Source organism: Pseudomonas sp. FYR_7 (assembly GCF_043106155.1).
Taxonomy (GTDB): Bacteria; Pseudomonadota; Gammaproteobacteria; order Pseudomonadales; family Pseudomonadaceae; genus Aquipseudomonas; species Aquipseudomonas parafulva_B.
On record NZ_JBICMI010000087.1, the window covers coordinates 1 to 26,479 of the forward strand.

Consider the following 26,479-nt stretch of genomic DNA (forward strand, 5'->3'; position numbering starts at 1 on the left):
TTGAATTTGGTCGCTTTCGGGGGCAGTGCAAGAATCAGCGATAAGTCGGCAATGCAAAACGCTGCTGGCTCTGCAACATCGAGATCACTGGCAACTCGCTGGCTTGTTCGGCCAAGTCGCGGCGAATGGCGCTGATGGCCCAGGACAATTGCTCGGCGCTGTGCAGTTGGGTGTAGGTCAGTACACGGCGGGTAACCTTGCCGTCGGCCGCACGCAGAGTCAGCAAGATGCCGCCGTCAGGACGTGATTGAGTCGCGACTTGGTAAGCAGGGAACACCGAGACGAATTTTTCCTGGATAAGGTTCATGACTACTCCTGACAAGGTGTGTGGCAATCGATGTCTAGATAGATTGCAGCGACCGTGCCAGAAACAGCGTGTAGGAAAAATCCAGGTAAATCAGTGAGTTGGACTACTTTTAGAGAATGCCTTCCGTGCAAGCTGCAAGGTCATGCATTTTGCACAGTGCATTTTGCACGGCAAGCCAATCAACGCTATGGGCTCGATAGAAACGGAACCTTTGACGCGCAGGAAGGGCCTGACAAACACTTGGGCAACGATTTCTACCAGGAGGTTCCTTATGTCCACCCAGACTGCGTCCGCTCAGCCTGCTCAAATGTCTACCGATGAAGCGGCTGCTTTTGCCGCACAAGTGTTCGACAAGGCCCGTCAAGGCGATGCCCAGATGCTGGAGCGCCTGCTGCAAAGCGGTCTGCCGGTGAACCTGCGTAATCACAAGGGCGACACCCTGCTGATGCTGGCCAGCTACCACGGCCACCATGACGCCGTTCAGGTGTTGCTCAACCACGGGGCCGATCCGCTCATTGCCAACGACAACGGCCAGCTCCCCATCGCCGGTGCCGCTTTCAAAGGGGACATGGCCATGATCCGCCTGTTGCTGGAAAACGGTGTACCGGTCGATGCCGCTGCCCAGGATGGACGCACGGCCCTGATGTTGGCCGCCATGTTCAACCGTGTAGAGATCCTTGAGTACCTGCTGGCCCAGGGTGCCAACCCTGCCTTGCAGGATGTGCGCGGTGCAAACGCACTGATGGCAGCCCAGACCATGGGCGCCGTGGACGCCACCGCACGCCTGCAAGCGCTGGCAGGCTAACCGGCAGGGGGCGTTTGCGGCTATCCTTGGCGACTTTGCCATCGCCACAGGCCCCCCTTCATGAAAACTCAGTTGCTCGAATTCATCCGCCTTATCAGCGCAGGCTGCCTGCGCGAAGAAGACATCGAGCGCATTGCCGACGAGGCTGCCCAGGCCTACGCCGACCCCGCCGCTTTCCTGGCCGCCAACCCCGACATCAACTACGACGACAGCTTTCCCATCCCACTGGGCGAGTGGGTAGTACTCGGCAGCCTGCCTGACACCGTGGTATTCCAGGCTGACACCTATCAGGAGCTGTTCCAGCAGATCAGCGACTCGTTCGACAAGAGCGTGCCGCTCACCCTCAAGCCCAAGCAGCTGGCACGCACCGAGCCGCTCGTGGCGCTCAACCGTATCCAGGTGCAGATGGGGGCGCTCAACAAGGAAGCCGGTGGCTACGTGCTGCTCGATTTCAGCCAATTGCTCGATGATGAGCTGCAGATGGTCATGGTTGGCCAGCATGACCTGGAGCGGGTCCAGGCGCTGGCCGCTGAACTTGGCATCAAGGCCGAGCCCGCCCTGGAGGCCCTGAAGGTCGCCCTGCACGTCTGAGCGCGTCGTACGCGGCCCTGGCAGGCGGGCAACGGCGCTGTCAACCCAATGCGGTGTCCAGGAACATCATCACCGCGAAACCGCCCATCAAGCCGAGCGTGGCGGAGGTCTGGTGGCCGTGACGGTGGGTTTCGGGAATGACCTCGTGGCTCACCACGAAGATCATCGCCCCCGCCGCCAGCCCCATGCTGATAGGGTAGGCCACGGCAAAGCCGGTGGAAATGCCCAGCCCGATGACCGCGCCCAATGGCTCCATTACTCCTGAACCAATGGCCACTAGTGCGGCCTTCAGGTTGGACAGCCCGGTCGCCCGCAGCGCCAGCGCCACGGCCAGGCCCTCCGGGATGTCCTGAATGGCGATGGCGGTGGTCAGCGGCAGGCCGATGTTCATGTCGCCGTTGGTGAAGCTCACCCCGATGGCCATGCCCTCGGGCAAGTTGTGCAGGGTAATGGCCAGCACGAACAGCCACACTCGGCTGAACCGTTCGGTTTCCGGCCCCACCACGCCGACGCGTTCATGCTCGTGCGGCGTGAAACGGTCCAGGCCCAGCATCAGCAGCACGCCCAGCCCCATGCCGACGACCACGATGAAGGCCGCACCCGGCCCACTGCCGGTGATCTCCCGCGCCGCGTCCAGACCCGGCAAAATCAGCGAAAAAGAACTAGCTGCCAGCATCATGCCGGCAGCGAACCCCAGCATCACGTCCTGGTTACGGCTACTGACATCACGCAACACCACGGCCAGCACAGCGCCCAACGCGGTGGCGCCAAAGCCGGACAGGCCCCCGAGCGCGGCCAGGTGCAGGTTTTCGGAATGATCGCCGTTGACCGCATTCCACAGGCTCGCACCCAGCAGAATCACGACGGCCAGCAGGCTCAGCGCAAGGCCTGCACCGACCCAGGGGTTATTGGCTATCTGTTGCCGCCACACGCTGAACGGCGAGGGCGGGGTGGCGCTGTGGCTGTGGGCAGGTGGCATGCAGAACCTCTGATCGGAATGTCGATGCATCATAGGCAGTGACCTGCAGGCGGCGCCAAGGATTCCCTTCTATTGAACCGATAGGGGGCTATGCTATGCAGCAATACACTCATCAACTGGAGTACGCGGTATGGGATCGATGTTCAACAGCCTCGTAGGTCTGATCATTCTTGCCCTGGATATCTGGGCCATCATCAACGTCTACAAGAGTGACCGCGAAGTGGGGGTCAAGGTGTTGTGGATTCTTCTGATTGCCCTGCTGCCGGTCGTGGGGCTGGTGATTTGGGCCATTGCCGGGCCGCGCGGCACAGGCCGGCTCTGAAACCAGCACTCTGTGCCCCCATGGCGCCAGAGGCAATCCAGGCCGTGACAAAATTTTCACAATGAATTAAACAGAATCCGCACCCGCACAATGCTGCGCTGGTCTTGCGCCAGCGCCTTCTTCGCAAACCGCATTTCTAGGACCTTCCTGTTCATGGCCAACCCGGACGCCTTGAAGCAATGGCGCGCGCGAGCGCCGTTCTCGCCGACCCTCAAATCCCACCTGGCCTATACGCTGCTCAGCGCGCTGGTCATCATGCTGATGCTCAGCCTCGTGCGCCTGGCGCTGCTGGTCTACAACAGCGACATGGTTGGCGACACGCCAGCGGCCACGGTCGCCGAAGGGTTCGTCAACGGCCTGCGCTTCGACCTTCGGGTGGTGGTGTACATCAGCATTCCGCTGCTGCTGGCGCTGCTCAGCCCTTGGGCCATGGCCCGGCGGGGCGTATTCCGTTTCTGGCTGACGCTCACCGCCAGCGTGGTGATGTTCCTGGGCCTGATGGAACTGGACTTCTATCGCGAGTTCCACCAGCGCTTGAACGGCTTGGTGTTCCAGTACATCAAGGAAGACCCCAAGACCGTCATGAGCATGCTCTGGTACGGCTTCCCAGTGGTGCGCTACCTGCTGGCCTGGGTGTTCGGGACCTGGCTGCTCAGCCTGCTGTTCAAGGGTGTCGACCGGCTGACCAGGGGTATCGGCACCCAGCCGGTGGCCGCATGGTATTACCGCCTGGCGGTGTTCATGGTGATCCTGTTGGTGGCCGTGATCGCCGCCCGTGGCACCCTGCGTCAAGGCCCGCCCATGCGCTGGGGTGACGCGTTCACCACCGATTCGAACTTCGTCAACCAGTTGGGCCTCAACGGCACCCTGACCCTGATCGACGCCGCCAAGAGCCGCTTCGGCGAGGACCGCGCCAACATCTGGAAACCGGTGCTGGAGCAGAACCTGGCGACCCAGACTGTGCGCCAGCAACTGCTGACCCCCCATGACACCCTGGTCGATGCCGACGAAGCGGCCGTGCGCCGCGACTTCCTGCCGCCGGCCGAGGGCACCCTGCCCATCAAGAACGTGGTGGTGATCCTGATGGAGAGCTTCGCGGGCCATTCGGTCGGCGCGCTGGGCAGCCCCAACAACATCACCCCTTACTTCGACAAGCTGGCCAAGGAAGGGCTGCTGTTCGACCGCTTCTTCTCCAACGGCACTCATACCCATCAGGGCATGTTCGCCACCATGGCGTGCTTCCCCAACCTGCCCGGCTTCGAGTACCTGATGCAGACGCCGGAGGGCGGTCACAAGCTGTCCGGGCTGCCGGCCTTGCTCAGCGCCCGCGACTACGATGACGTGTACGTCTACAACGGCGACTTCGCCTGGGACAACCAGTCCGGGTTCTTCGGCAACCAGGGCATGACCACCTTCATCGGCCGGCAGGACTTCGTCGACCCGGTGTTCTCCGACCCGACCTGGGGGGTGTCCGACCAGGACATGTTCGACCGCGGCAACCAGGAGCTGGCCAAGCACGATGGCAGCAAGCCGATCTATGCCTTGCTCCAGACCCTGTCCAACCACACGCCGTACGCCCTGCCCAAGGACCTGCCGGTGGAGAAGGTCACCGGGCAAGGCCGCCTGGATGAACACCTGACGGCCATGCGCTACTCGGACTGGGCCTTGGGCCAGTTCTTCGAGAAGGCGCGCAAGGAGCCCTATTTCAAGGACACCTTGTTCGTGATCGTGGGGGACCATGGTTTCGGCAACCATCAACAGGTCACCGAACTGGACCTGGGGCGGTTCAACGTACCGCTGCTGCTGATCGCCCCAGGCATCCAGGAGAAATTCGGTGCGGTCAACCACACCGTGGGCACCCAGGTCGATATCGTGCCGACTATCATGGGTCGCCTGGGCGGCCAGACGCGCCATCAGTGCTGGGGGCGCGACTTGCTCAACCTGCCTGAGGGCGACCCAGGCATCGGCATGATCAAGCCTTCGGGTAGCGAGCAGATCGTGGGGTTGGTACAGGGCGACCGTATCCTGATCGAGTCCAAGGACATGACCCCGCGCCTGTACCGCTATCAGCTGGGTCGCGAGTTCAAGGCCGAGCTCATCGAAAGCCCTGACCAGCCGCAGCTGCTCAAGCAGCTCGAAGCCTACATCCAGACGGCCACCAAGAGCTTGCTGGACAACACGGCAGGGGTGGTGCACGGCACGCCGAAGTAACCCTGTTTACACCCCGACCCGAGCCGCTACCTAGCGGCTCAGGTCGACGGGTGTTCAACTTTCTGAACATTCCCCAAGGGCCAAGGTCATTTATTCAGGCATCGCATAAGGTGTCGTTTGATTGAGAGGGCTCGTTCGATGAAAGAGTGGGAAGTCATCTTTGCCGACCAGAAAGGCGCACCGACCTCGATTGTGCTGCAGGCCGAACATCGCCCCAGCGAGGAAGACGCTGCCCGTGCCATCCGCACGCGGTTGTTCCCGGTCATGGATGAGCTGGACCTCAACGATTTTCAGGATCGCGCGGTGTCCCCCACGGCGCGCTGGCTGAAAGAACACAGCGGCGTCACCATCACCAGCATTGAAGAGGCGCCCTGATTCACGGTTTGCGTAGCGTCCGCCTGGGCACTACGCTGCATGAAGGTGCCCGCCGGCTGCGCAGGCGGCACCGTTCCCACCCGCGTCTTGTATCAGCTCGAACTGCCCGACGATTTGGGGCAGGTGCCCTTGCACGGAAAGTCTATCCACTGCGTTATTCAGGAGGACGATTCATGAGCAGCCAACACGACGATATCAGCAGCAACGTCCTGCGCCAGATGAAGGCAGGTGGCTTCGATTTCACCCAGATCCACCCCATCGAGTTCTATGCCGTTTTTCCGGATGAAGCCGCTGCGCGCCGCGCAGCCGGGGAGTTTCGTGGCGAGTCGCTTAACGCTCAGGTAACCGAACTCGACGACGGTGCCTGGCACCTGGAACTCAGTAAAATCATGTTCGCCACCCACGGTGGCATTGGCGACTTCGAGGAGGCCTTCGAACAGGTTGTCACGCCTTATGGAGGCGAAGTGGAGGGGTGGGGGGTCAAGCACGAGCGCCTCACGGCCTAGGCCATTGGGCCGCCCTGCGGCCCGATTTTCTCAGGATTTGCGCGTGGCCATGTGCCGCAGGTAGGCCAACAGCGCATCGAGCTCCTGATCATTCAGCACGCTTGGGGCAAAGCCCGGCATTTTCGCCTGGGGCCATTGCCGCAAGCGTTGTGGGTCCCGAATCAGCATGCGCAGGTAACCCGGCTGGAAATACTCGGTCGGGTTGTGCGGCACATTCAAATCAGGCCCTACCTGCGCATCCCCTGCACCGTTCAGACGGTGGCAGGCCAGGCAGTTCTGCTGGAACAATGCAAAGCCTTGTCGCACGGGGCTGTCGCCCGGCAGGTCGGGGTCTGGCAGCAACGCCGGGAAGCGCTGCTCGACAGAGGCTAGCTTACGTATCGTGGAGATCTGAAAGGGCCATTGTTCGGGGCGAATGCCGCTCGCTTGCGGCGCCGTCCACACCAAATAAAACGGCCCTGCACTCGGTTTTCCCTTACCTAGGGGCGGCCAAGGGGCGGCTGGGTCTTCGACGGCTAGCCAGGCCTGCGCCGGGCCGGGTTGAAGCAGAGGGCCAGCGGGCATTTCTGCCGCAAAGCCATCGGCTGCAATGGCCTGCAGGTGGTCCTCAGGCTGCACATCGTTGAGCAGCGCCGCGAGGGGCACTGCGCGATAGCGCATGGGGCGCTTATAGGAAACGTCCTCACTAATGTCCACCGTCTTGGCTTGGGGATGTGCGAGCAACTGTTCGCTGCTCCACTGCTTTTGGCCAGTGCCAAGTTCAAGGTGCAGTTGGGCCGCCGACAGCGGCAGGCACGACAGCAAGGCTGCCAAGGCAATGCATGGGCGCATGGGATACTCCGGCCATCAGGGCCAGCAGGTTACCGCTATCCCGCCTGCTACCGCCACCACCCGCCTTAGCCGAACAGACGTGTCAGGTTTGGCACTATCAGCAACAGCGTGGTTGCGAAAAGAATGAGCCCAGCTTGGCGAAGTTTCGATTGTCTAAACATGGCGGACCGCCTTCTTGTTGTTATTCCTAAATACCCGTTGGCTTCCTTGTCACATGTCGGGTCGATCGCAATGGCCCCTACTAGCGCCGGCACGGCTTGCCTCATGAATGTGGACATACTGCAACAGTAGGGCGTACATCATTCAATATTGAGAACCCTTTGTTCTAACTGCCAGCGGCCTATAACATTTCGTTTTAAAGCATTAAGCCATCGCGCTGATAGGCTTCACCTAGACAGGTTGGGTGTTTTTGTGCCGTCTCAGCCCAAAGCGCACCGTTCGTCTGCGCGCCCCTCTTGCTTGTACGTGCCTTTCGCGTCACGCTCTATAGCTGTTTTCCATCCATGTCGTTCAGGACTATCCCTATGTCGTTACGCATCTGCATCCTTGAAACCGATGTTCTGCGACCGGAATTGACGGCGCAGTACGAAGGCTACGGCAGGATGTTCGAGCAGCTCTTCGCCCGTCAGCCGATCACAGCACAGTTCAGTGTCTACAACGTCATGAACGGTGAATATCCCGCCGATGACCTTAAGTTCGATGCTTACCTTGTGACGGGCAGCAAGGCCGATTCGTTCGGTTCCGATCCCTGGATCCAGACGCTCAAGGCTTATCTGCTCAAGCTGTATGACCGGGGTGAGAAGCTGCTGGGTGTGTGTTTCGGTCACCAGCTGCTGGCGTTGACCTTGGGCGGCAAAGCGGAGCGAGCGGAGAAGGGCTGGGGCGTTGGCGTACACCGTTATTCACTGGCAGCGCGTGCACCATGGATGCAACCTCAAGTATCGGAGCTGACCTTGCTGATCAGTCACCAGGACCAGGTGACCGAATTGCCCAAAGGCGCCACGGTCATTGCGTCCAGTGATTTCTGCCCCAACGCCGCGTATTGCATCGGCGATCAGGTGCTGTGTTTCCAAGGCCACCCGGAGTTCGTACACGACTACTCCCGGGCCTTGCTCGACGCACGCCAGGCGCATCTAGGCGATGAGGTCTACCAGCAGGCCGTCGCCAGCCTCGCCACCGAACATCAGGGTGACGTGGTAGGCGAATGGATGTTGCGTTTCATCCAGCAACCGGCTAACAAGCACAACGCGGCCTGACAGGGCAGGGGTCGCCCGGTGACCCCTATCTTGGTTACAACCAGCCGGATTTCTTGAAGCTGGCGAACAGGCCTGTGCACCCGGCCGCGATCACCCCCAGGACTACGTAATAGCCGTAGTGCCAGCTCAGCTCGGGCATGTTCTGGAAGTTCATCCCGTAGATGCCGGCAATGGCAGTGGGGAAGGCCAGAATGGCCGCCCAGGCGGCGAACTTGCGCTGCACGATGCTCTGGCGAGACGCTTCGAGTAGCATGCCGATCTCGATGGTCTGGCTGGCAATGTCGCGAATCCCGGCCAGGTCTTCCATCTGCCGGGTCACGTGGATCTGGACGTCACGAAAGTACGGGCGCATGTTCTTGTCGATGAAGGGAAAGCTCAGGCGCTGCAGTTCTTCGCTCACTTCCACCATAGGCGCCACATAGCGGCGCAGGCGCAGCAGATCGCGCCGCAGGCTGTGCAGGCGACGGATGTCGGCTTCAAGCAGCGAACCGCCCAGCACGCTCTGCTCCAGCGCTTCGATCTCCCCGTGAATCGCCTCGCTTACAGGCTGGTAGTTTTCGGTAACGAAGTCCAACAGCGCATACAACACGAAGTCCTCCCCGTGTTCGAGCAGCAACGGCCGTGCTTCGCAGCGCTCGCGCACCAGGGCATAGGATTTGGAATGGCCATTGCGACAGGTAATCACGTAGCCAGTGCCGGCGAAGATGTGGGTTTCGATGAACTCCAGCCGACCCTGCTGGCGCACGGGTGAATAGGTGACGATGAACAAGGCGTCGCCGAAGGTTTCCAGCTTCGGCCGGCTGTGCTTCTCCAGGGCGTCTTCGATGGCCAGTTCGTGCAGGTTGAACTGGCGCTGCAGGTTGGCCAGTGCTTCGGCGTCGGGCTCCTCCAGCCCGATCCACACGAAGTGGCCCGGTTTGCGCGCCCACTCGCTGCCTTCATCGATACTGATGTTGGTGACCTTCCTACCGGCGCTGTATACCGCCGCTGCCACGACTCGCCCCATGACTGCCCGCTTTCTTGTGGTTGAACACGCCTTACAGCTTGGGCTGTAGCGGGCGCGAGAGCAACGGGTCAGGGCAGTTCGTTTTCCATCCGGTCGATGCACTGCTGCATTTGCGTGCGGCACTGCTCGATCAGCGCAGGCAGGTCTTGTTGCGTCATGCCGGTGGTGGCAATGGGAGGCAAGGAGCGCACGATCACCGTCCGGCGGCGCCAGCTGTTGAGGTCCAGCCGGTGCGCATAGCGGCTCACGCACACAGGTACGATGGGTACCCCGGCCTCGATGGCCATGTGGAATGCGCCTTTCTTGAACGCCAGTAGCTGTTCACCGGCGTTGCGTGTGCCTTCAGGGAAAATCCAGATGGAGGTGTCGTTCTGCAGGACGCGGGTGGTCTTTTGCAACGCCTTGCGGGCCTGATAGGCGTTCTTGCGGTCGACCAGCACGTTGCCGCCCAGCCAGAACAACTGCCCGAACAGCGGAATCCAGCCCAGGCTTTTCTTGCCGATGGCCACGGTGCGTTGCGGAACCACCTGGCCCAGGACGAACAGGTCGAAGTTGGATTGGTGGTTGGCGATGATGACGCAGCCAGGCGGCTGATCCCACAAAGGCCCCACCTGGGCCTGGACCTTCAGGCGCATCAGCCAGGTGGCCGGCACGCTGTAGAGCCGGGCGAACACGCGGCTGTTATCGGGGTTGAGCGGGCGGCACAGGCCGATGATCAGCCCCACGGCGCCAACGGCGAGAAAATGCAGCGCCAGCAGGAACATGCGAAGAACGTAAAGCATGGTACGACTCACACCAGACAGTCGCCCGGCAGTGTACGACTGTGCACTGGCCGGGGCAAACCTTGGTGTAGGTTGAGTGGGCGATCTGTGCAGGTGATGGGGTCACCCCATGTGTTGCTGGTCTTGCTCGATAGCCTTGTCCAGGGCTTCGAGTAGGCCCTTGCGGACCTTGAGCTTGGTGTTCTTGTGGGCCAGCATGTTCAGCTGCTTGAGCGCTTGTGCTGCAGCCAAGGCGGTATCCATCAGTTGCTCGGCGGGCACGACCTTGTCCAGAAAGCCTGCATCCACCGCCCCCTGGGGGTCGAACACTTCGGCGTTGATCACCGAGCGGTGGAAGGCCGAGCGGCGCAGGCGGTCACGGGCCAGTTCGATGCCCGCGTGGTGCATGGTCATGCCGATCTGCACTTCGTTCAGGCACACCTTGTACGGGCCCTCGACGCCAATGCGGTAGTCGGCCGACAGCAGCAGGAACGCCCCTTTGGCCACGGCGTTGCCCGGGCAGGCCACCACCACTGGAAACGGGTGCGACAACAGACGGCGCGCCAGGGTGGAGCCTGCGGTGACCAACTCGATGGCTTCTTTGGGACCGCGGGTCATGACTTTCAGGTCGTAGCCGCCCGACAGAATGCCTGGCTGCCCAGTAATGATCACCACCGCCCGGGCCTCGAGGGCGCGATCAAGCGCTGCATTGAACGCGTCGATGACCTCCGGCGAGATGGCATTGACCTTGCCATTGTTCAGGGTCAGGGTGGCGATGCCGTCTTCGGCATGGTAGGTGATCAGCTCGCTCATGGCAGAGTCCTTTTGTTGGCGTGGCGCTGACGTTACCCAGCGGCGCAGGCCAGGTAAAGCAGCAAGGCTGACCGGCCAGTCAGCCGCTGACGACGGCCGGATGCAAATGCATGAAAAAACTGAAAAAAATGCTTGCCAAAGGAAACGTCTTTCACTAAATTAGCGCACCTCGACAGGCCGTACGGCTTGAAGATAAACGGTGAAGTGTCCGAGTGGTCGAAGGAGCACGCCTGGAAAGTGTGTATACGAGAAATCGTATCAAGGGTTCAAATCCCTTCTTCACCGCCACATTCTACGAAGAGCCCCTGTGCTGAAAAGCATGGGGGCTTTTTGTTTTTGGGGTAGCTATTTGGGTTGCCGGTGTTGTGTGAGGCACGGGCTGCAGCTTTGGAGCAGGCATTGCCGGGGCCGCGCTGCGGCCCCCGGCAATGCCTGCTGCGAAGCTAGTAATCCCACTCACCCCACTACAACTCAAAAACTCACCGAAGCCGATAACCGTGCCGTACGCGGCGCCCCCTGGAACAGGTAGTTATCCCCCAGATAATCCCCCACATCCCGCCAATAACGTTTGTCGAAGACGTTGTCCACTGTCAGCCGCAGAGCCGTGTCATACCCCCCGACGCGCGTCTGGTAGCGCCCGCCCAGGTCGAACACGGTATACCCGCCCACCGCCACGTTGCCTGTATGGTCGGCGTACTTGCGGGCGCTGTAGCGGACCCCGCCCAAGAGCGCCAGCCCTGGCACCGGCAGGCTGTACTGCGCCTGCAGGGCTACCCGGAACCTTGGCACGTTGATGGCCTGATGCCCCTCACGCTCAGCGGTGCCGCTGCCCACCACCCGCGCACGAATGGCGGCCGCGCTGGCCTGCAATTGTAAGTTGGATGTCACCCAACCGCTGGCCCCGAGTTCCAGCCCTGTGTTTTTCTGCTGGCCTTGCTGCACATAGGTGAAGACGCCGTCGCCGTCAGGGCGCGCGTACTGGTACGCCTGACGAATCTGGAACAACGCAGCGCTCACGCTCAGCGCCTCCCAGTCATGCTTGAGGCCCACTTCCAGCTGGCGCGAGAGGGTAGGGGCAAGGATCTGCGCAGCGTTTTGGGTAAACCAAGGTGCAGTGCCGCCCGCCGAAAGCCCTTTGGCATAACTGGCATAAAGGGTGGTGTCTGGCGCAGGTTTGTAGACCAGCGCTGCGTTGGGCAGCAGTTGATATTGGCGAGTGTGCCGCCCGGCAGTGCCGGTTTCGTCCCAGGTGCGTTCATCCAGACGCACTTCCCGGGCGCCCAGTATGGCTTGCCAGTGTTCATTGAACGTCACCCGGTCAGTGACGAAGAGCCCGTACTGGCGGCTGTCCAGGCGCCTTTCGCTGGCGCCGACGGGTTGATCTGAGGGGGGAAGGGCAGGCGCGACTTCGCCCAGGGTGCCGGTGCCGAGCCACACGTTGTAGTACGGGCGCAGGTCCAGTGTACGGCGCTGGGCGCTGGTGCCCAGGGTCAACGCGTGGCCTAGGCCCAGCGCATCGAAGCGCCCATCGAGCGTGGCCTGCGCTTCGTCGATACGCCGGGTGTCGTCGGGGCTGCGAAAATCATAGATGTCGTAGTCGCCGGCACTGCTGAAAAAGGCGCCTTCGCCCGACCCCCAGGCAAAGGCACTGTAGTCGTCGATCACCGCCTGGCTGCGTGAGGCGCTGACGGTGCCTGTCCAGGCCTCGCTGAAGCGGTACTCCAGGCGCCCGCCCAGGTTCAGCGAATCGGTTTGCACAGGCTTGGCCCACTGCTGGTAGGCCAGGCGGTCCTTGGGGTCCACGTCGTGAGGCAGGCGCGTGCCGCCCAGCAGCTGATAACCCGGTACCGAGCGTTGCTGGCGGTGCTGGTAATCGGCATCCAATTGCAAGGTGGCGTCCGGGCTGATCTGCCAGTCAAACGCCAGCGCCGCGAAATCACGCTGGCCGTCGGCATGCGCGACATAGGAACGGATGTCCTCATGCGCCAGGTTCACCCGCAGGCCAAACTGCTGCTGGTCGCCGAACCAGCCGCCGACGTCGGTGGCCAGGTAACGTTCGCCCTGCTCGTTGGTGGACACCGTGACCCGGCGCACGGGCGCGGCCCGCTTGGTCACATAGTTGACCAGGCCGCCTGGCGACGACACGCCGCTTTGCAGCCCCGACAGACCCTTGAGCAGTTCCACCTGCTGCTTGTTCTCCAGGGCCACGTTCTGCTCGCCGACAAGGGTGTGGCCGTTGAGGCGGTAGCTGCTGGCGGCGTTGAGCTCGAAGCCGCGCACGTTGAAGTTCTCGTAGTACCCGACCGGTGCGTAGCTTTCCCCCACCGAAGCGTCGCCTTGCAGCACTTCGCTGAGCAGGCGTACCTGCCGATCTTCCAGCAAAGGCTGGCTGAAGACGCTGATCGATGCCGGGGTGTCAAGCAGGGGGGCAGCCTGAAAACTGCCCACGGCAGCTTCACGTGCCTGGTAGCCATCGTTGCCGTAGGTATCGGATACCTCAAGCGGGTCCAGTTGCACCCCATGGGCTGCGAACGCCGCAGGGCATTGCAGGGCCAAGCCCAGGCTTAAAAGGCCAAGGGGCAAGCGAGGATGAGGCGGGGGCATGCGTGGGGCTCCTGAAGGCGCGGCACAGGCTGTGAAAAAGCCCGCATAGTATCAGTCGCTTCAGGTAATGGGCGCAGACAAAAGCCTTGGGGGCGTCTTAGGGCGGGGCTGCGCGCCAAGCAGCCCCCGTAGGCACGGCTACTGGCGCACCAAGGCTTCGGGTTTGGCTTTACGCGCGGCTACCCACCAAACGATCAACGCCAACGCACCAATCACCAGGCCTGCCAGCACGATGCCTGGCCAGCCCTGGCGCTGGAACAGTTGCGTGCCCAGCAGCGACCCCAGGGCGCCACCGATGAAATAGCATGTGATATAGCCCGCGTTCAGACGGGTCCGCGCTTCGGGGCGTAGGGCGATAACCGCGTTCTGGTTGCTCACATGCACCAGCTGCACGGCCAGGTCGAGCATCAGCACGCCCAGCAGCAAGGCCAGCAAGGACTGCTCGGCAAAGCCCAGCGGTACCCAGGACAGCAGCAAGACCACCAGCCCCACCGTGGTCCCCAGCGAGCCCTTGCCATGGTCAGCCAGCCGCCCGGCCCAGTTGGCCGAAAGCGCCCCGGCCGCACCCGCCAGGCCGAACAGGCCGATCACCGCGTCGGAGTAGTGATAAGGCTCGTTGGCCAGCAGAAATGCCAGGGGCGTCCAGAACAGCGCGAACAGGCTGAACGCCAGCAGGCCCAGCAGCGAGCGCAGGCGCAGCACCGGCTCTTCGATGAACAGGCGGAACACGGAGCCAATCAGGGCCGGATACCGCAGGCCTGCATGGCTGTGATGCTCCGGCAGGCTACGGTGCAGGGCCAGGGCCGTGATACCCATCAGCACCGCAGCCAGCACGTAGATGCTGCGCCACCCGCCCAGTTCGGCCATGAAGCCTGCGGCCGTACGCGCCAGCAAGATGCCCAGCAACAGTCCGCTCATCAGGGTGCCGATGGCACGCCCCCGTTGATTGGGCTCGCTCAGCGAGGCGGCCATGGGCACCAGGATCTGCGCCACCACGGAGAACAACCCGGTCAACGTGGTGCCCAGTATCAACCAGGGCAGGCTGGGGGCACAGGCACTGATCACCAAGCCAAGCGTGGCGATCACGGTCATCACGGTGATCAGCCGGCGTTGTTCGAACAGATCGCCCAGCGGTGCCAGCAGCAACAGGCCGGCCCCGTAGCTGAGCTGCGCGGCAATCACGATGCTGCCGGCGCTGGCAGTGCTCAGGCCGAACTGCTGGGCGATGCTGTGCAGCAGGGGTTGAGCGTAGTAATTGCTGGCCACGGCCAGGCCAGTGGCCGTGGCCATCAGCAGAATCAGGGCACGGCTGAGGGTTGGGGTGTGCATTGGGGTTCTCGTGACAGGCAGTGAAGTGGAAAAGATTATCGCCATCCGAGACGCATGACACCAATGTATAGTGCTCACGCCATCGATCGTGAAAGCAGATAGATCCACGAACCTCAAACAGCTCGAATACGCCTTGGCCGTGGCCGAGACCGGCAGTTTTACCCGTGCCGCCGAGCGCTGCCATGTGGTGCAGTCGGCCCTCAGTCATCAGGTGGCCAGGCTGGAAGGCCAGCTGGGTGTGAGCCTGTTCGAGCGCACCTCGCGCCGGGTGTGCCTGACCCCGGCAGGCGAGGCGTTCGTGCTCAGCGCCCGGCCAGCCGTGGAGGCAGCGCGCCGCATCGCCGACGATGTGGCGGCCGCCTGTGGCCAGGTTCGCGGTCGACTGACCATTGGCGAAATCAGCTCGCTGACGGCCCTGGACCTGGTCGATCTGCTTGCCGATTTTCACGGGCACTATCCGGATGTGGACGTGCGTTGGCTCACGGCAAAGAGCGAACTGCTGGTCGCCGATGTGCTCGAACGCCGCCTGGATGTGGGTTTCATCGGCTTGTGGGAAGGCGAGGGCGTGCAGGGTGTGCAGCATCGCCTGCTGGCTCGGGAAGCACTCGTCGCCGTGCTTCCACCCACCCACCGCCTGGCCGGACACGGGCAACTGACACTCGCCGACCTGGTCCGGGAGGTGCTGGTGGATTTCCCGGAAGGCACGGGTGCACGTCGGCAGACCGACGAGGCTTTCCAGGCGGCAGGGCTGCACCGTCGGGTGCAGTTCGAGATCGGTCATGTGCGCCTGGTGGAGAAGTTCGTGCAGCGCGGCATGGCGATCGGCCTAGTGCCGGAGCAGGTGGCCCAGGGCTTTGACGGCGTGGCCGTGGTGCAACTGCTCGATGCGCCTGTGCGGCACCTGTACGCGATCTGGTCCGCCCATCCGACACCCGCCGCCCGGGCCTTTCTAGAGCTCATGGAGCAGCGCTTGGGGGCGATTGATGGCAGGCGCTAGATCACCTCGACGAGTGTCCAGCGTGTGGCGTTGAGACAGACCTCGTCGTCAATGTGCTTGCCCATCAGCTGTTGCCCCAAAGGTGAGCGCGGCGTGATCACCATGACCACCCCATCGCCCGTGCCGATTTTCAGCCCGGCCGCCTCTGGCCCGATGATCAGCCTGCGGCATTGGCCCTGTTCATCTTCCAAGGTGACCACCTGGCTCACCTGCACCCCTTGCTGAGGGTCGTAGTCGCGCAGCTTCAGTTGCCGGTAGGCGTGCAGTGCCTGGCGGATCTCGGCGCTGCGCCGGGCCTGGCCGGTGGCCAGGTAGGAGGCTTCCAGGCCCAGCGTGTCGTACTTGTTCTCGGCGATGTTTTCTTCGGCAGTCGCAGCTTCATAGGCGCTCTGCGCTGCCCGGGTTACCACATCCAGGTCGTGTTCAAGGGCCGTGATGATCTGCGCTATCAGGTGGGGCTTGTTCATGATCAGTAACAGAACTCCAGCACGTTGGCTTGGCTTTTGTCTGTAGGGGCCGTGCGATTCTGCTGCAACCAGAACTGGCACTTGGGGCTGTTGAGGTTGCGCGGGTTGCCTTGGGCGGCTTCGGCAGCCTGTTCCAGTTGCTGCTTGTGCAGCATGTCCTTGTAACGCTCGAACATTTCGCCCTGGGCGTCCAGTGGCTGGGTGACGGTCGGGGGCGTAGTGGCGTGGGGGGCGTCTTGCGTGGTGGCTGACGCCGGTGCTTCGGCCGGGGTGGGCATAAGCTGGTCTGCAAGCCACAGGCTGGCAGCAATAGCCAGGGCGCCCAGCCATAGCCCCAGCGCAATGCTCAGTATCAGCGGCAAGGGTTTGAGTGTGATCGTCAATTCGCGGCGACGGGGCATGGTTGCTTCCTGGCAAGTTGGGCACTGGCGCATTGTTGCATGCAAGCCGGCCTTTTTTCGCCCACGGCTGTCTTTGGTGACAATTTATGCGCAGAATCCGCAGCTTTGGCACGGGTTAGGGAGCCGAGCATGACAGCCACTTGGGACATCTTTTGCAGCGTCGTGGACAACTACGGCGATATCGGTGTGACCTGGCGCCTGGCCCGGCAACTGGTGGCCGAGCACGAGGTGGCCGTACGCTTGTGGGTTGATGACCTCAATGCCTTCGTGCCCATGTGCCCTGGCGCAGATGCCACGGCGGCGCAGCAATGGCTGCGGGGTGTAGAGGTGCGTCAGTGGTCGCCTACCTGGGTGCCGGTGGAGCCGGGTGATGTGGTGATCGGCGCATTCGCCTGCCAACTGCCCGACGCTTTTGTCCAGGCCATGCGAGCGCGTAACCATCCGCCTGTGTGGCTGAACCTTGAATACCTGAGCGCCGAGCCTTGGGTGGAAGGTTGTCATGGGCTGCCATCACCGCAGCCAAACGGGCTGCGCAAGGTGTTTTTCTTTCCAGGCTTCACCGAAAAGACCGGTGGACTGCTTCGCGAGCATGACCTGCTGCCAAGGCGTGACGCCTTCGAGTCGTCCAACCGAGCGCGCGCAACGTTTCTAGAGGCCTTAGGGGTGGCGCCTGGGCAAGATGCGCTGTTGATCATGCTATTTGCCTACGAGAACCCGCAGCTTGCCAACTGGCTGGAAGCGCTGGCCACCGACCCGCAGGCGTGCCATGTGCTGGTACCGCAAGGACGGAGCATCGCCGGGCTTGCGCAGTGGCTGGGGGTAACGCAGCTGGAGGCGGGCGATGTGCATGTGCGCGGGTCATTGACGGTGCAGGTGTTGCCTTTCGTCAGTCAGGACGACTTCGACCGGCTGTTGTGGAGCTGCGATTTCAACGCCGTACGGGGCGAAGATTCCTTCGTTCGCGCCCAGTGGGCCGCCAAGCCCATGCTTTGGCACATCTACGTGCAGGAAGAAAACGCTCACTGGGAAAAACTCGAGGCGTTCCTGGCGCTTTATCGACGTGGCTTGTCGGACGAGGCGCAAGCTGCCCTGCTCGGGCTGTGGCGCGCCTGGAACATGGACCAGGACATGGGGCAGGCCTGGCGCGCGGCCCGCGCATATTGGGCGCAATTGCAGCAGCATGCCCGCTGTTGGGCTGCTCAGCAGGCCGCTGGGCCGGACCTTGCCAAGGCGCTAGTACACTTTTGTGGAAATTCGCTATGATATGCGGCCTCGATTTTTATAAATCCATCCAGATTCGGATACTGCGTAATGAAAACTGGTAAAGAACTGAAACCCGGTACCGTCCTGCGGATCGACAACGACCCGTGGCTGGTTCAGAAAGCTGAGTTCACCAAGTCGGGCCGTAACAGCGCGATCATGAAGACCAAGCTCAAGAACCTGCTGACCGGCTACAAGACCGAAACCGTATACGGTGCGGACGACAAGCTGGACGACGTGATCCTGGACCGCAAGGAAGCCACGCTGTCGTTCATCAACGGTGATGAATACACCTTCATGGACACCACCGACTACACCATGTACGAGCTGAACGCCGAAGACATCGAAGCCGTTCTGCCGTACATCGAAGAAGGCATGGAAGATGTCTGTGAAGCCGTCTTCTTCGAAGGCCGCCTGGTATCGGTAGAACTGCCGACCACCATCAGCCGTCAGGTCGTCTACACTGAGAACGCCGCGCGCGGTGACACCTCGGGTAAGGTGATGAAGCCTGCCAAGCTGAAGAACGGTACCGAGATCTCGGTGGCGGACTTCATTCAGATCGACGAGTGGATCGACATCGACACCCGCGACAACAGCTTCAAGGGTCGCTCCAAGAAGTAATGCTTCTTGGGTAGCCTGAAGCACCGCTATTGCCTGGTGCTTATTTGGGGCCGCGAAGCGGCCCCAACTGTTAATCCCACGCAAAACTGGGTTTTACAGCACCGCCTCTGCGCAGCGCCGCTCCAACCCAAGGTCCCCCCTCACAACGTCCTCTGCAAGCTCTCGCGCAGTGCCAGTAAATCTGCCTGCAGCTTTTGCAGCCCCTCATGGGTACGCCCACTGGCCTTGAGAATCAGCTGAGGCACTTCTTCAGCCTGCTTCTGCAACTTGCGCCCTTTGTCTGTCAGCTGCACCAGCACAACCCGCTCATCTTCACGGCTGCGGGTGCGCTTGAGCAGGCCTTCGCTTTCCAGGCGCTTGAGCAACGGTGTCAGTGAACCTGGGTCAGTGAGCAGGTGCTGGCTGATTTCGCCCACGGTCAAACCATCGTGCTCCCACAACACCAGCATCGCCAGGTATTGCGGGTAAGTCAGGTTGAGGGCCTGAAGCAAGGGCTTGTACACCTTCGTCATCAATAACGAGGTGGAATGCAGCGCGAAGCAGACCTGGTTCTCCAGTAGCAGTTCGGCGCCAGAGGCTTTGTTATCGGCGTTCATGCAGGTCCTTGAATTCGTTGAATAAGAAACTAGCACGCTGATGGTGGGTACGCTTACTACCAGCGTAATTCACTGCGCAGTGCCAGATCCCACGGCGGGACTGGGCTAAAGCGGCTCTTGAGGAATTCGAGCAGCAATCGGCTGCGAGAGTTCGTTTCATGTTCAAGGCGAAGTGCATAAATGCCGCTCGTCTCCGGTTGGGGCAAGCCAGCGTCGCAAAAAAGCGCGATCAATTCCCCGCGCAGCAGGTATTCACTGGTCAGCCACGTCGGTAAATGGGCGATTCCCAGCCCGGCCAGGGCGCCGAACAGAAGTGTTTCGGCATTGTTGGCAACCATGCGCATGCGCGAGGGCCGGTACAGACGTGTCTGGCCGTCCACCTCGAATCTCCAGGCGAACGGGGGTGCCAGGCCGTCCCAGTCCAGACCATCATGCCCGGGCAATTGGCTGGGGCACTTGGGCAAGCCCCGCGCCGCCAGGTAGGCGGGGCTGGCGCAGGCGATGCGCACCATGTCGGCAAGGGGTGTCGCCACCAGGCGTGTATCGGCCAGCGGACCTGCCCGTAACACCAGGTCGACTTCCCCCAAATGGCTACCGTGCATGTCGACGAAGCTGTCGATCAAGCGCAACTGCACGTCAAGGCCAGGGTAGGCCACCAGAAAATCGGCGATCGCCGGTGCCAGATGACGACGCCCGAAGGCCGCCGGTGCATCCATGCGTATCAAGCCTTCCGGGGCATTGCTCAGCGACACCGCTTCAGCCCGGGCCAGGCGCAACTCATCGATGACATGCCTGGCGCGTTCGGCAAACGCATTGCCCGCAGGCGTTGGCCGCACGGCGTGGGTGCTGCGGCTGAACAGGCGACTGCCGAGGGCTCGCTCCAGGTTGTCGATACGCCGGGCAACTGCTGAAGGCGTCAGCGGGTGACGCCGGGCCGCGCCGGAAAAGCTCCCGGTTTCCAGTACATCCAGAAACAAGCTCAGTTGATCGATCAATGCATCGGGGTTCATGGGCAAATTCGCTTATGCAGGAAACGCACAGCCATTGTGCGTGGCTGTGCGTTTCGCTGCCAGCGTGCAGCCGCTAGCATGACGATCCCTGTGCACGATAAAAGTAGAAGGCTGATGATCGAGTGGGTACTGTACGGCGTATTGGGTGTCGCCCTGGGAACCGTGGGTGGGCTTTTCGGCATCGGTGGCGGCCTGATTGCCATCCCGGCCCTTGGCGTTTTGTTCGGGCTTGACCAGCAATTGGCGCAGGGCACGGCGTTGGTCATGGTCGTGCCCAACGTGCTATTGGCGTTATGGCGCTATCACCAGCGCAATCGCATCGAGCTGCGGCATGCCTTGCCGCTGTCCTTGTGCAGCTTTGTGTTCGCGTGGTTGGGGTCGATCTGGGCGGTGGGGTTGGACGCGCATGCCATGCGCCTGGGCTTCGTGGGCTTTCTATTGGCGCTGGCGATCTGGAACGTGGCCAGGATGTTCATGAAAGTCAGCCCTGCCAGTACCGAGTTGCGTCATCCCTGGCCTTGGCTTGGCGTTCTCGGCAGCTTCGCCGGGACCATGGGCGGGTTGTTCGGCGTCGGTGGCGCGGTCGTCGCCACGCCCATATTGACCAGCGTGTTCGGTGCCACCCAGGTGGTGGCGCAAGGGTTGTCGCTGGCCCTGGCCGCGCCGAGTACGTTGGTTACCTTGGTGACCTACGCCGTGCACCACAGTGTGGACTGGGGCGTGGGTATCCCGCTTGCGGTAGGCGGGCTGTTGAGCATCAGCTGGGGCGTGAAGTTGGCCCACGCCTTACCGGAAAAGGCGCTGCGGGCGATGTTCTGCGTTTTCCTGGTGGCCTGCGCGGTCATGCTGGGTTTTGAACTGTAGCCCCAGGCGTGTCACTTGAACCCTTCGATGATGTACTGCGCCATGCAGTCGGTGATGGGGGAGGGTGACTGACCGCCACGTACCAGCATGACGTTGGCCAGCGGCAATTCAGGCAAGCCTTCGGCTTCGCCGAGTACCCGCAGATTGCCGCCAATCAGGCTCTGCAGCTGGGCGGTCACCGCCAAGCCTGCGGTGACCACGGCAAAAATCGCTGAGAGGCTGGGGCTTGTGTAGGCCACTCGGTAGTCGATGCCCTGGGTTTCCAGTGCGTTACAGGTCCAGGCGCGGCAGAAGCATTCGGTGTTGAACAATGCCAGTGGCATGGGGCGCTGCTCGTGCGGGCAGAAGCCCTCGGCCGCGGCCCATACCAGACGCTCCTGGCGTAGCAATTGGCCGATCTCGTTGCCGGGCTCGCGGGTGACGATGGTCAGGTCCAGGTCCTTGCGCAGCATCAGTTGGCGTGAGGTATCGCAGTGCACCTCCACCTGAACCAAGGGGTAGGCTTTGGCGAAGCTGGACAAGATGCTCGGCAGAAAACGCATGGCGTAGTCGTCCGGCGTACCGATACGCACCAGGCCCACCATGTGCGGCATGCGCAGCGTGTTGAAGACTTCGCCGTGCAGCTTGAGGATGCGCCGGGCATACCCCAGCAACACCTGACCTTCGGCGGTCAGGCGCACCTGCCGCCCCTCGCGCTCGAACAAGGGCCGCTGAAGGATATCTTCTTCCAGGCGCTTCATCTGCATGCTGACGGCCGATTGGGTGCGGTTGACCACTTCACCAGCTCGGGTGAAGCCACCTTGCTCGGCAATGGCAACGAAGGTGCGTAACACATCGGCGTCAAGGCTCTGGTACTGGGACATTGCATCAATCTCCGAGATGCATGGCATCAGAAACATTCGTTGGATTGATCTTAATCGGCGCGTGAGACTGAAGCCATCGATAACGGAGGGCTTCACGATGAAAGGTAAGATCAGCAGCGCAGAGGCTTCGGCCATTTCGTTCAGGCCGCTGTGGCGGGCGACCTGGGGGCGAGTGGCCCGGTGGTTGGAGCTGCACCGCCAGCGTCAGCAGCTTGCCAGCCTGAGCGATGCCATGCTTCACGACCTGGGTTTGAGCAGGGCCGATACTCATCAGGAAATCGAGCGGCACTTCTGGGACGACCCGCTGTGCAAGTGAGCCCAGCGGTGTCCTTGCCTGGCGTTTCGGGGCTGTCGTTTAGCGCCGCACCTGTTTCAATGTTTCAGCGATCAGGAACGCCAATTCCAGCGACTGGTCGGCGTTCATTCGCGGGTCGCAGTGGGTATGGTAGCGATCCGACAGGGCATCCTCGGTGATCGGGCGAGCCCCACCGATGCATTCGGTGACGTTCTGCCCGGTCATCTCGATATGAATACCGCCCGCATGGCTGCCTTCGGCCTGGTGCACCTGGAAGAACTGCTTAACCTCGTCCAGGATCTGGGCGAAGTCGCGGGTCTTGTAGCCGCTGCTGGCCTTGATGGTATTGCCGTGCATCGGGTCCGAACTCCACAGCACCTTGCGACCCTCTCGCTCGACGGTGCGGATCAGCCCCGGCAAATGGTCCCCGACCTTGCCCGCGCCCATGCGCACGATCAGGTTCAGGCGCCCTGGGTCGTTGCCGGGGTTGAGGATGTCGATCAGGCGGATGAGCGCCTCTGGGTCCATGCTCGGGCCCACCTTGACCCCAATCGGGTTGTGCACCCCACGCAAGAACTCCACGTGTGCGCCATCGAGCTGGCGGGTGCGATCGCCGATCCAGAGCATGTGCGCGGAGCAGTCGTAGTAGTCGCCGGTCAGGCTGTCCTGGCGCACGAAGGCCTGTTCGTAGTTCAGCAGCAGGGCTTCGTGGGCCGTGAAGAAGCTGGTCTCACGCAGCTGGGGGGCGCTGTCCAGGCCACAGGCGCGCATGAACGCCAGGGTTTCGTCGATGCGGTTGGCCAACTGGTGGTATTTGTCGGCCAGCGCCGAATTGGCGATGAAGTCCAGGTTCCACTTGTGCACCTGGTGCAGGTCGGCAAAGCCGCCTTGGGCAAAGGCGCGCAACAGGTTCAGGCTGGCCGTGGACTGGTGGTAGGCCTGCAGCAAGCGCTCTGGGTCGGGGATGCGGCTCTTGGCATCGAAGCCGATACCATTGACGATGTCGCCGCGGTAGGCGGGCAGGGTAACGCCCCCCAGGGTCTCATCACCGGCCGAGCGAGGCTTGGCGAATTGCCCGGCCATGCGCCCTACCTTGACCACGGGGCAACCGGCGGCAAAGGTCATGACGATGGCCATTTGCAGCAGCACCTTGAAGGTGTCGCGAATCTTGGCCGCGGAAAATTCCGCGAAGCTCTCGGCACAGTCGCCACCTTGCAGGAGAAACGCCCGGCCTTCGGTCACCTCGGCGAACTGGCGTCGCAACTCGCGGGCTTCGCCAGCGAACACCAACGGCGGGTAACTGGCCAGGGTTTGCTCGACCTTGTGCAGGTGCGCAGTGTCAGGGTAGACGGGTTGTTGCTGGATCGGCAGGGCACGCCAGCTGTCAGGGCTCCACGTTTGGGTCATTTCAGGCTCGGTCATGTAGGTTGCAGGCTGGCAGCCATGGTAACAGCTGGCACCGTGCTTGTTGCTAGCACCGGTGTTGACGGACAATGCAGCTTTTGCGGGGTGATTGGCACATGGTGGCGCAACGGCAGGAACGGTTGCTGGCACGCGTGGAGGATGCCTTTGGCGTCATCAGCGTGTACGAGGTGGATGATTACCGTTTCCTCGAATTCGGCGACGCCATCGAGCAGAGCTGCGTGTTCACGGCGGACCCCAGCTGGCTGGAGTACGACTATACCCGCGCCATGCTGGTAGGGGCGCTCTGCCATGGGCAGCCGGAAAGTGCGCTGTTCCTGGGGCTGGGCGCCGGAACCCTGACCCAGGCGTGCATGAAGTTTCTGCCCCTCGAAGACATCGAGGCCATCGAGCTGCGCCCGGATGTGCCACGTCTGGCCATGGAGCACCTTGGCCTGGACGATGACCCACGGCTGTACGTGCGCATTGGCGATGCTGTCGAACTGCTGCCAACCACGGAAAAGACCGACTTGCTGTTCGTCGACCTTTATACCGACCATGGCCCTGGCGTGGGGCATCTGGCTTGGAAGTTTCTGGAGGGCTGCCAGCAACGCCTCAATCCCGGCGGCTGGCTGGTGATCAATCAGTGGGCCACCGACGAGGGCAAGCCGCTTGGGGCGACATTGCTGCGCGGGTTGTACCACCGCCATTACTGGGAGTTGCCGGTCAAGGAGGGCAACGTGATCGTGCTGGTGCCAGCCGATCTGGAGCAGACCCTGGACATGGCGGGGCTGCGGGCACGGGCCGAGGCGCTGGCACCACGCCTGGGGTATAGCCTTGAAGGGTTGATCAAGGAAATTCGCCCGGCCAGTTGAGCCGGGCGTGTGGGATGAGCTTGCAGGGGCCGCTGCGCAGTCATGCAGAGGCTCCGAGAAGCAAACCCGTAGCATTTCAGTAGCTTGGCGACAATCCAAACAACGCCCATTGAGGTGCAAAAGATGTATCGTTTCAGCCACCCCTAGCCGACATCCCTCCCACACCCCGCGGTCTGAAAAAATTCCTCCCGTCCCGTTCGATTTCAGGTATAGTACGCGCCGGTCTTTTAGCGGGCCTCAAAAATCAGGCGGTGCAAATCCTCCGAGTCCAGCTTCGGCTGCACGTCCGCTAGGCGGACCTTCCCAAGTATCTTTTTCAATCGTTTTCGCAAATCCCCGCCGCCAAAGCTGCCTGGGTGACCTGTCGGTCTTTCATGGCTTGTGCAGCTTTGGAGCATGGGTCTTTGCGGATGCACTCTAGAGGCAGACCCATGACCCAGGAAATCGCCGGCTTCGCCGCTCTCGATCTCAATCCGAACATTGTTGCCGCTGTCGTGGCCACCGGCTATGAAGAGCCGTCGGCCATTCAGCAGCAATCGATCCCGATCATCCTCGCCGGTCACGACATGATCGGCCAGGCGCAGACAGGCACCGGCAAGACCGCTGCCTTCGCTCTGCCGATCCTCAACAAGATCGATGTGAGCAAGCGCGAGCCGCAAGCCCTGATCCTGGCACCAACCCGTGAGTTGGCGCTGCAAGTTGCAACCGCTTTCGAAACCTACGCCAAGCAGATGCCGGGCGTGAACGTCGTGGCCGTCTACGGTGGTGCCCCGATGGGCCCACAGCTGCGCGCCATCCGCAACGGCGCGCAAATCGTCGTCGCCACCCCAGGCCGTCTGTGCGACCACTTGCGTCGTGACGAGAAGGTCCTGTCGACCGTGCAGTACCTGGTACTGGACGAAGCCGACGAGATGCTCAAGCTGGGCTTCATGGACGACCTCGAAGTGATCTTCGATGCCATCCCGGCTACGCGTCAGACCGTACTGTTCTCCGCGACCCTGCCGTCGTCGATCCGCTCGATCGCCGAACGTCACCTGCGTGAGCCCAAGCACGTCAAGATCCAGAGCAAGACCCAGACCGTCACCGCGATCGATCAGGCTCACCTGATGGTACATGCCGACCAGAAGATCCCGGCCGTGCTGCGTCTGCTGGAAGTCGAAGAGTTCGACGCGCTGATCGCCTTCGTGCGCACCAAGCAGGCTACCCTGGACCTGGCTGCCGCATTGGAAGCCAAGGGTTACAAGGCTGCTGCGCTGAACGGCGACATCGCCCAGAACCAGCGTGAGCGTGTGATCGACTCGCTCAAGGATGGCCGCCTGGACATCGTCGTCGCCACCGACGTCGCTGCCCGTGGCCTGGACGTGCCGCGCATCACCCACGTGTTCAACGTCGACATGCCGTACGATCCAGAGTCCTACGTTCACCGTATTGGCCGTACCGGCCGTGCGGGTCGCGAAGGTCGCGCACTGCTGCTGGTGACGCCCCGTGAGCGCCGCATGCTGCAGGTGATCGAGCGCGTGACTGGTCAGAAAGTTGCCGAAGCGCGCCTGCCCAACGGCCAGGCGGTGCTCGATGCCCGTATCAAGAAGCTGACCAACAGCCTGGCGCCGCTGGTTGCCGAAGCCGAAGCCACCCACGGTGAGCTGTTCGACCGCCTGACCGCCGACCTGGGCTGCAGCGCTCGCGCGCTGGCTTCTGCCCTGCTGCGCAAGGCCACCAATGGCCAAGCCCTGGACCTGGCAGCGGTAGAACGCGAACAGCCGCTGGTGCCAAGCTTCGCACCGCGTGGCGAGCGCACCGAACGTGGCGAGCGCCCGGACCGTGGCGAGCGCGAGCGTCGTGCGCCATTGCCGCTGGCAGAAGGCCGCGTACGCTGCCGTACCGCCCTGGGCGCACGTGACGGTATCGCCGCCAAGAACCTGCTGGGCGCCATCCTCAACGAAGGTGGCCTGGCGCGTGATGCCATTGGTCGCATCCAGGTGCGTGATAGCTTCAGCCTGGTCGAGCTGCCGGAGGATGGCCTCGAGAAGCTGCTGACCAAGCTCAAGGACACTCGCGTCGCTGGCAAGCAGCTCAAGCTGCGTCGCTACCGCGAAGATTAATCCCCAAGCAGTGAAAAATCCCCGGCCTAGG

The 26,479-nt window shown here is 62.1% G+C and carries 27 protein-coding genes, 1 tRNA gene and 1 pseudogene; 15 read left to right on the forward strand and 14 right to left on the reverse strand.

The genetic code is table 11. The features are described 5' to 3' along the window. Positions 1–34 precede the first annotated feature (34 nt). On the reverse strand, positions 35–307 hold the full coding sequence (locus ACF8R3_RS21775; protein ID WP_058605801.1) for a DUF3509 domain-containing protein: 273 nt from the start codon (positions 305–307) through the stop codon (positions 35–37). Positions 308–578: 271 nt separating this feature from the next. Between ACF8R3_RS21775 and ACF8R3_RS21780 the strand changes: the two genes are divergently transcribed. Together ACF8R3_RS21780 and ACF8R3_RS21785 are read left to right on the forward strand one after the other, a co-directional pair. Next, positions 579–1,112 carry an ankyrin repeat domain-containing protein gene (locus ACF8R3_RS21780; protein WP_058639725.1) on the forward strand — a complete coding sequence of 178 codons (534 nt, stop codon included), beginning with the start codon at positions 579–581 and terminating at the stop codon, positions 1,110–1,112. A gap of 60 nt (positions 1,113–1,172) precedes the next feature. Then, the gene (locus tag ACF8R3_RS21785; RefSeq protein ID WP_058605799.1) at positions 1,173–1,703 is read left to right on the forward strand and encodes a hypothetical protein; all 531 of its coding nucleotides are present in this window, start codon (positions 1,173–1,175) and stop codon (positions 1,701–1,703) included. A 40-nt stretch (positions 1,704–1,743) separates the two neighbouring features. Here ACF8R3_RS21785 and ACF8R3_RS21790 read toward each other — a convergent pair whose 3' ends face one another. Beyond that, complete coding sequence (locus ACF8R3_RS21790) at positions 1,744–2,682, reverse strand: ZIP family metal transporter (protein ID WP_058605806.1); 939 nt, start codon at positions 2,680–2,682, stop codon at positions 1,744–1,746. 130 nt (positions 2,683–2,812) lie between these two features. Here ACF8R3_RS21790 and ACF8R3_RS21795 point away from each other — a divergent pair, with 130 nt between their 5' ends. The 4 genes from ACF8R3_RS21795 to ACF8R3_RS21810 all read left to right on the forward strand — a co-directional run bounded on the left by ACF8R3_RS21795 (position 2,813) and on the right by ACF8R3_RS21810 (position 6,096). Continuing rightward, positions 2,813–3,004, forward strand: a complete 192-nt coding sequence (locus tag ACF8R3_RS21795; RefSeq protein ID WP_023535355.1) for a PLDc N-terminal domain-containing protein — start codon at positions 2,813–2,815, stop codon at positions 3,002–3,004. Between the two features lie 153 nt (positions 3,005–3,157). After that, entirely contained in the window at positions 3,158–5,215 is a 2,058-nt protein-coding gene (locus tag ACF8R3_RS21800) for an LTA synthase family protein (protein ID WP_182139838.1), read from the forward strand. Between the two features lie 138 nt (positions 5,216–5,353). Then, positions 5,354–5,590 carry a hypothetical protein gene (locus ACF8R3_RS21805; protein WP_023535304.1) on the forward strand — a complete coding sequence of 79 codons (237 nt, stop codon included), beginning with the start codon at positions 5,354–5,356 and terminating at the stop codon, positions 5,588–5,590. 173 nt (positions 5,591–5,763) lie between these two features. Further along, positions 5,764–6,096, forward strand: a complete 333-nt coding sequence (locus ACF8R3_RS21810) for a ribonuclease E inhibitor RraB (protein ID WP_023535326.1) — start codon at positions 5,764–5,766, stop codon at positions 6,094–6,096. Between the two features lie 30 nt (positions 6,097–6,126). On the opposite strand, the gene ACF8R3_RS21815 is transcribed toward ACF8R3_RS21810, so the two are convergent. Further along, a complete protein-coding gene (locus ACF8R3_RS21815; RefSeq protein WP_182139839.1) occupies positions 6,127–6,927 on the reverse strand; it encodes a cytochrome c in 801 nt (266 codons plus the stop codon). A 524-nt stretch (positions 6,928–7,451) separates the two neighbouring features. Between ACF8R3_RS21815 and ACF8R3_RS21820 the strand changes: the two genes are divergently transcribed. Beyond that, positions 7,452–8,183, forward strand: coding sequence for an amidotransferase (locus ACF8R3_RS21820; RefSeq protein ID WP_078478184.1), 732 nt, complete (start codon positions 7,452–7,454; stop codon positions 8,181–8,183). A gap of 34 nt (positions 8,184–8,217) precedes the next feature. On the opposite strand, the gene ACF8R3_RS21825 is transcribed toward ACF8R3_RS21820, so the two are convergent. From ACF8R3_RS21825 to ACF8R3_RS21835, 3 genes are all read right to left on the reverse strand, one after another. Continuing rightward, positions 8,218–9,189, reverse strand: a complete 972-nt coding sequence (locus tag ACF8R3_RS21825; protein ID WP_058639729.1) for a magnesium and cobalt transport protein CorA — start codon at positions 9,187–9,189, stop codon at positions 8,218–8,220. Between the two features lie 68 nt (positions 9,190–9,257). Next, positions 9,258–9,971, reverse strand: coding sequence for a 1-acyl-sn-glycerol-3-phosphate acyltransferase (locus tag ACF8R3_RS21830; RefSeq protein ID WP_197844895.1), 714 nt, complete (start codon positions 9,969–9,971; stop codon positions 9,258–9,260). A 102-nt stretch (positions 9,972–10,073) separates the two neighbouring features. Next, a complete protein-coding gene (locus tag ACF8R3_RS21835) occupies positions 10,074–10,763 on the reverse strand; it encodes a crotonase/enoyl-CoA hydratase family protein (RefSeq protein ID WP_100851090.1) in 690 nt (229 codons plus the stop codon). 198 nt (positions 10,764–10,961) lie between these two features. On the opposite strand from ACF8R3_RS21835, the gene ACF8R3_RS21840 reads away from it, so the two are divergent. Next, positions 10,962–11,051, forward strand: a tRNA-Ser gene (locus ACF8R3_RS21840). 183 nt (positions 11,052–11,234) lie between these two features. Here ACF8R3_RS21840 and ACF8R3_RS21845 read toward each other — a convergent pair. Both ACF8R3_RS21845 and ACF8R3_RS21850 read right to left on the reverse strand, forming a co-directional pair. Continuing rightward, entirely contained in the window at positions 11,235–13,367 is a 2,133-nt protein-coding gene (locus ACF8R3_RS21845; protein WP_392516128.1) for a TonB-dependent siderophore receptor, read from the reverse strand. Between the two features lie 138 nt (positions 13,368–13,505). Beyond that, positions 13,506–14,696 carry an MFS transporter gene (locus ACF8R3_RS21850; RefSeq protein WP_058605791.1) on the reverse strand — a complete coding sequence of 397 codons (1,191 nt, stop codon included), beginning with the start codon at positions 14,694–14,696 and terminating at the stop codon, positions 13,506–13,508. An 88-nt stretch (positions 14,697–14,784) separates the two neighbouring features. Between ACF8R3_RS21850 and ACF8R3_RS21855 the strand changes: the two genes are divergently transcribed. After that, the gene (locus ACF8R3_RS21855; protein ID WP_392516129.1) at positions 14,785–15,693 is read left to right on the forward strand and encodes a LysR family transcriptional regulator; all 909 of its coding nucleotides are present in this window, start codon (positions 14,785–14,787) and stop codon (positions 15,691–15,693) included. On the opposite strand, the gene ACF8R3_RS21860 is transcribed toward ACF8R3_RS21855, so the two are convergent. Both ACF8R3_RS21860 and ACF8R3_RS21865 read right to left on the reverse strand, forming a co-directional pair. Next, on the reverse strand, positions 15,690–16,160 hold the full coding sequence (locus ACF8R3_RS21860) for a GreA/GreB family elongation factor (protein ID WP_196121996.1): 471 nt from the start codon (positions 16,158–16,160) through the stop codon (positions 15,690–15,692). The two genes, ACF8R3_RS21855 and ACF8R3_RS21860, sit on opposite strands and share 4 nt — an antisense overlap. A 2-nt stretch (positions 16,161–16,162) precedes the next feature. After that, positions 16,163–16,561, reverse strand: coding sequence for a hypothetical protein (locus ACF8R3_RS21865; protein ID WP_392516130.1), 399 nt, complete (start codon positions 16,559–16,561; stop codon positions 16,163–16,165). Between the two features lie 129 nt (positions 16,562–16,690). Between ACF8R3_RS21865 and earP the strand changes: the two genes are divergently transcribed. Then, complete coding sequence (earP, locus tag ACF8R3_RS21870) at positions 16,691–17,824, forward strand: elongation factor P maturation arginine rhamnosyltransferase EarP (RefSeq protein WP_197844918.1); 1,134 nt, start codon at positions 16,691–16,693, stop codon at positions 17,822–17,824. Between the two features lie 48 nt (positions 17,825–17,872). Beyond that, positions 17,873–18,442 (forward strand): elongation factor P, encoded by a 570-nt coding sequence (efp, locus tag ACF8R3_RS21875; RefSeq protein WP_013971530.1) that lies wholly within the window; start codon positions 17,873–17,875, stop codon positions 18,440–18,442. A gap of 140 nt (positions 18,443–18,582) precedes the next feature. Here the strand turns inward: efp and ACF8R3_RS21880 are convergent, their stop codons facing one another. Together ACF8R3_RS21880 and ACF8R3_RS21885 are read right to left on the reverse strand one after the other, a co-directional pair. Continuing rightward, complete coding sequence (locus ACF8R3_RS21880) at positions 18,583–19,038, reverse strand: MarR family winged helix-turn-helix transcriptional regulator (protein WP_058639828.1); 456 nt, start codon at positions 19,036–19,038, stop codon at positions 18,583–18,585. 56 nt (positions 19,039–19,094) lie between these two features. Continuing rightward, the gene (locus tag ACF8R3_RS21885; RefSeq protein ID WP_058639827.1) at positions 19,095–20,048 is read right to left on the reverse strand and encodes a LysR family transcriptional regulator; all 954 of its coding nucleotides are present in this window, start codon (positions 20,046–20,048) and stop codon (positions 19,095–19,097) included. Positions 20,049–20,162: 114 nt separating this feature from the next. Here ACF8R3_RS21885 and ACF8R3_RS21890 point away from each other — a divergent pair, with 114 nt between their 5' ends. Beyond that, on the forward strand, positions 20,163–20,912 hold the full coding sequence (locus tag ACF8R3_RS21890) for a sulfite exporter TauE/SafE family protein (RefSeq protein ID WP_058639826.1): 750 nt from the start codon (positions 20,163–20,165) through the stop codon (positions 20,910–20,912). A gap of 11 nt (positions 20,913–20,923) precedes the next feature. Here ACF8R3_RS21890 and ACF8R3_RS21895 read toward each other — a convergent pair whose 3' ends face one another. Beyond that, positions 20,924–21,775 (reverse strand): LysR substrate-binding domain-containing protein, encoded by an 852-nt coding sequence (locus ACF8R3_RS21895; RefSeq protein WP_023535366.1) that lies wholly within the window; start codon positions 21,773–21,775, stop codon positions 20,924–20,926. 97 nt (positions 21,776–21,872) lie between these two features. On the opposite strand from ACF8R3_RS21895, the gene ACF8R3_RS21900 reads away from it, so the two are divergent. Then, positions 21,873–22,091: a DUF1127 domain-containing protein gene (locus ACF8R3_RS21900; protein ID WP_078478191.1), complete on the forward strand. Its 219-nt coding sequence runs from the start codon at positions 21,873–21,875 to the stop codon at positions 22,089–22,091. A gap of 39 nt (positions 22,092–22,130) precedes the next feature. On the opposite strand, the gene ACF8R3_RS21905 is transcribed toward ACF8R3_RS21900, so the two are convergent. Beyond that, complete coding sequence (locus ACF8R3_RS21905; protein WP_058639832.1) at positions 22,131–23,477, reverse strand: class II 3-deoxy-7-phosphoheptulonate synthase; 1,347 nt, start codon at positions 23,475–23,477, stop codon at positions 22,131–22,133. 113 nt (positions 23,478–23,590) lie between these two features. On the opposite strand from ACF8R3_RS21905, the gene ACF8R3_RS21910 reads away from it, so the two are divergent. Both ACF8R3_RS21910 and ACF8R3_RS21915 read left to right on the forward strand, forming a co-directional pair. After that, positions 23,591–24,346 (forward strand): spermidine synthase, encoded by a 756-nt coding sequence (locus tag ACF8R3_RS21910; RefSeq protein WP_392516131.1) that lies wholly within the window; start codon positions 23,591–23,593, stop codon positions 24,344–24,346. A 396-nt stretch (positions 24,347–24,742) separates the two neighbouring features. Beyond that, a pseudogene (locus ACF8R3_RS21915) lies at positions 24,743–26,448 on the forward strand (DEAD/DEAH box helicase). The last annotated feature ends 31 nt before the right edge of the window (positions 26,449–26,479 follow it).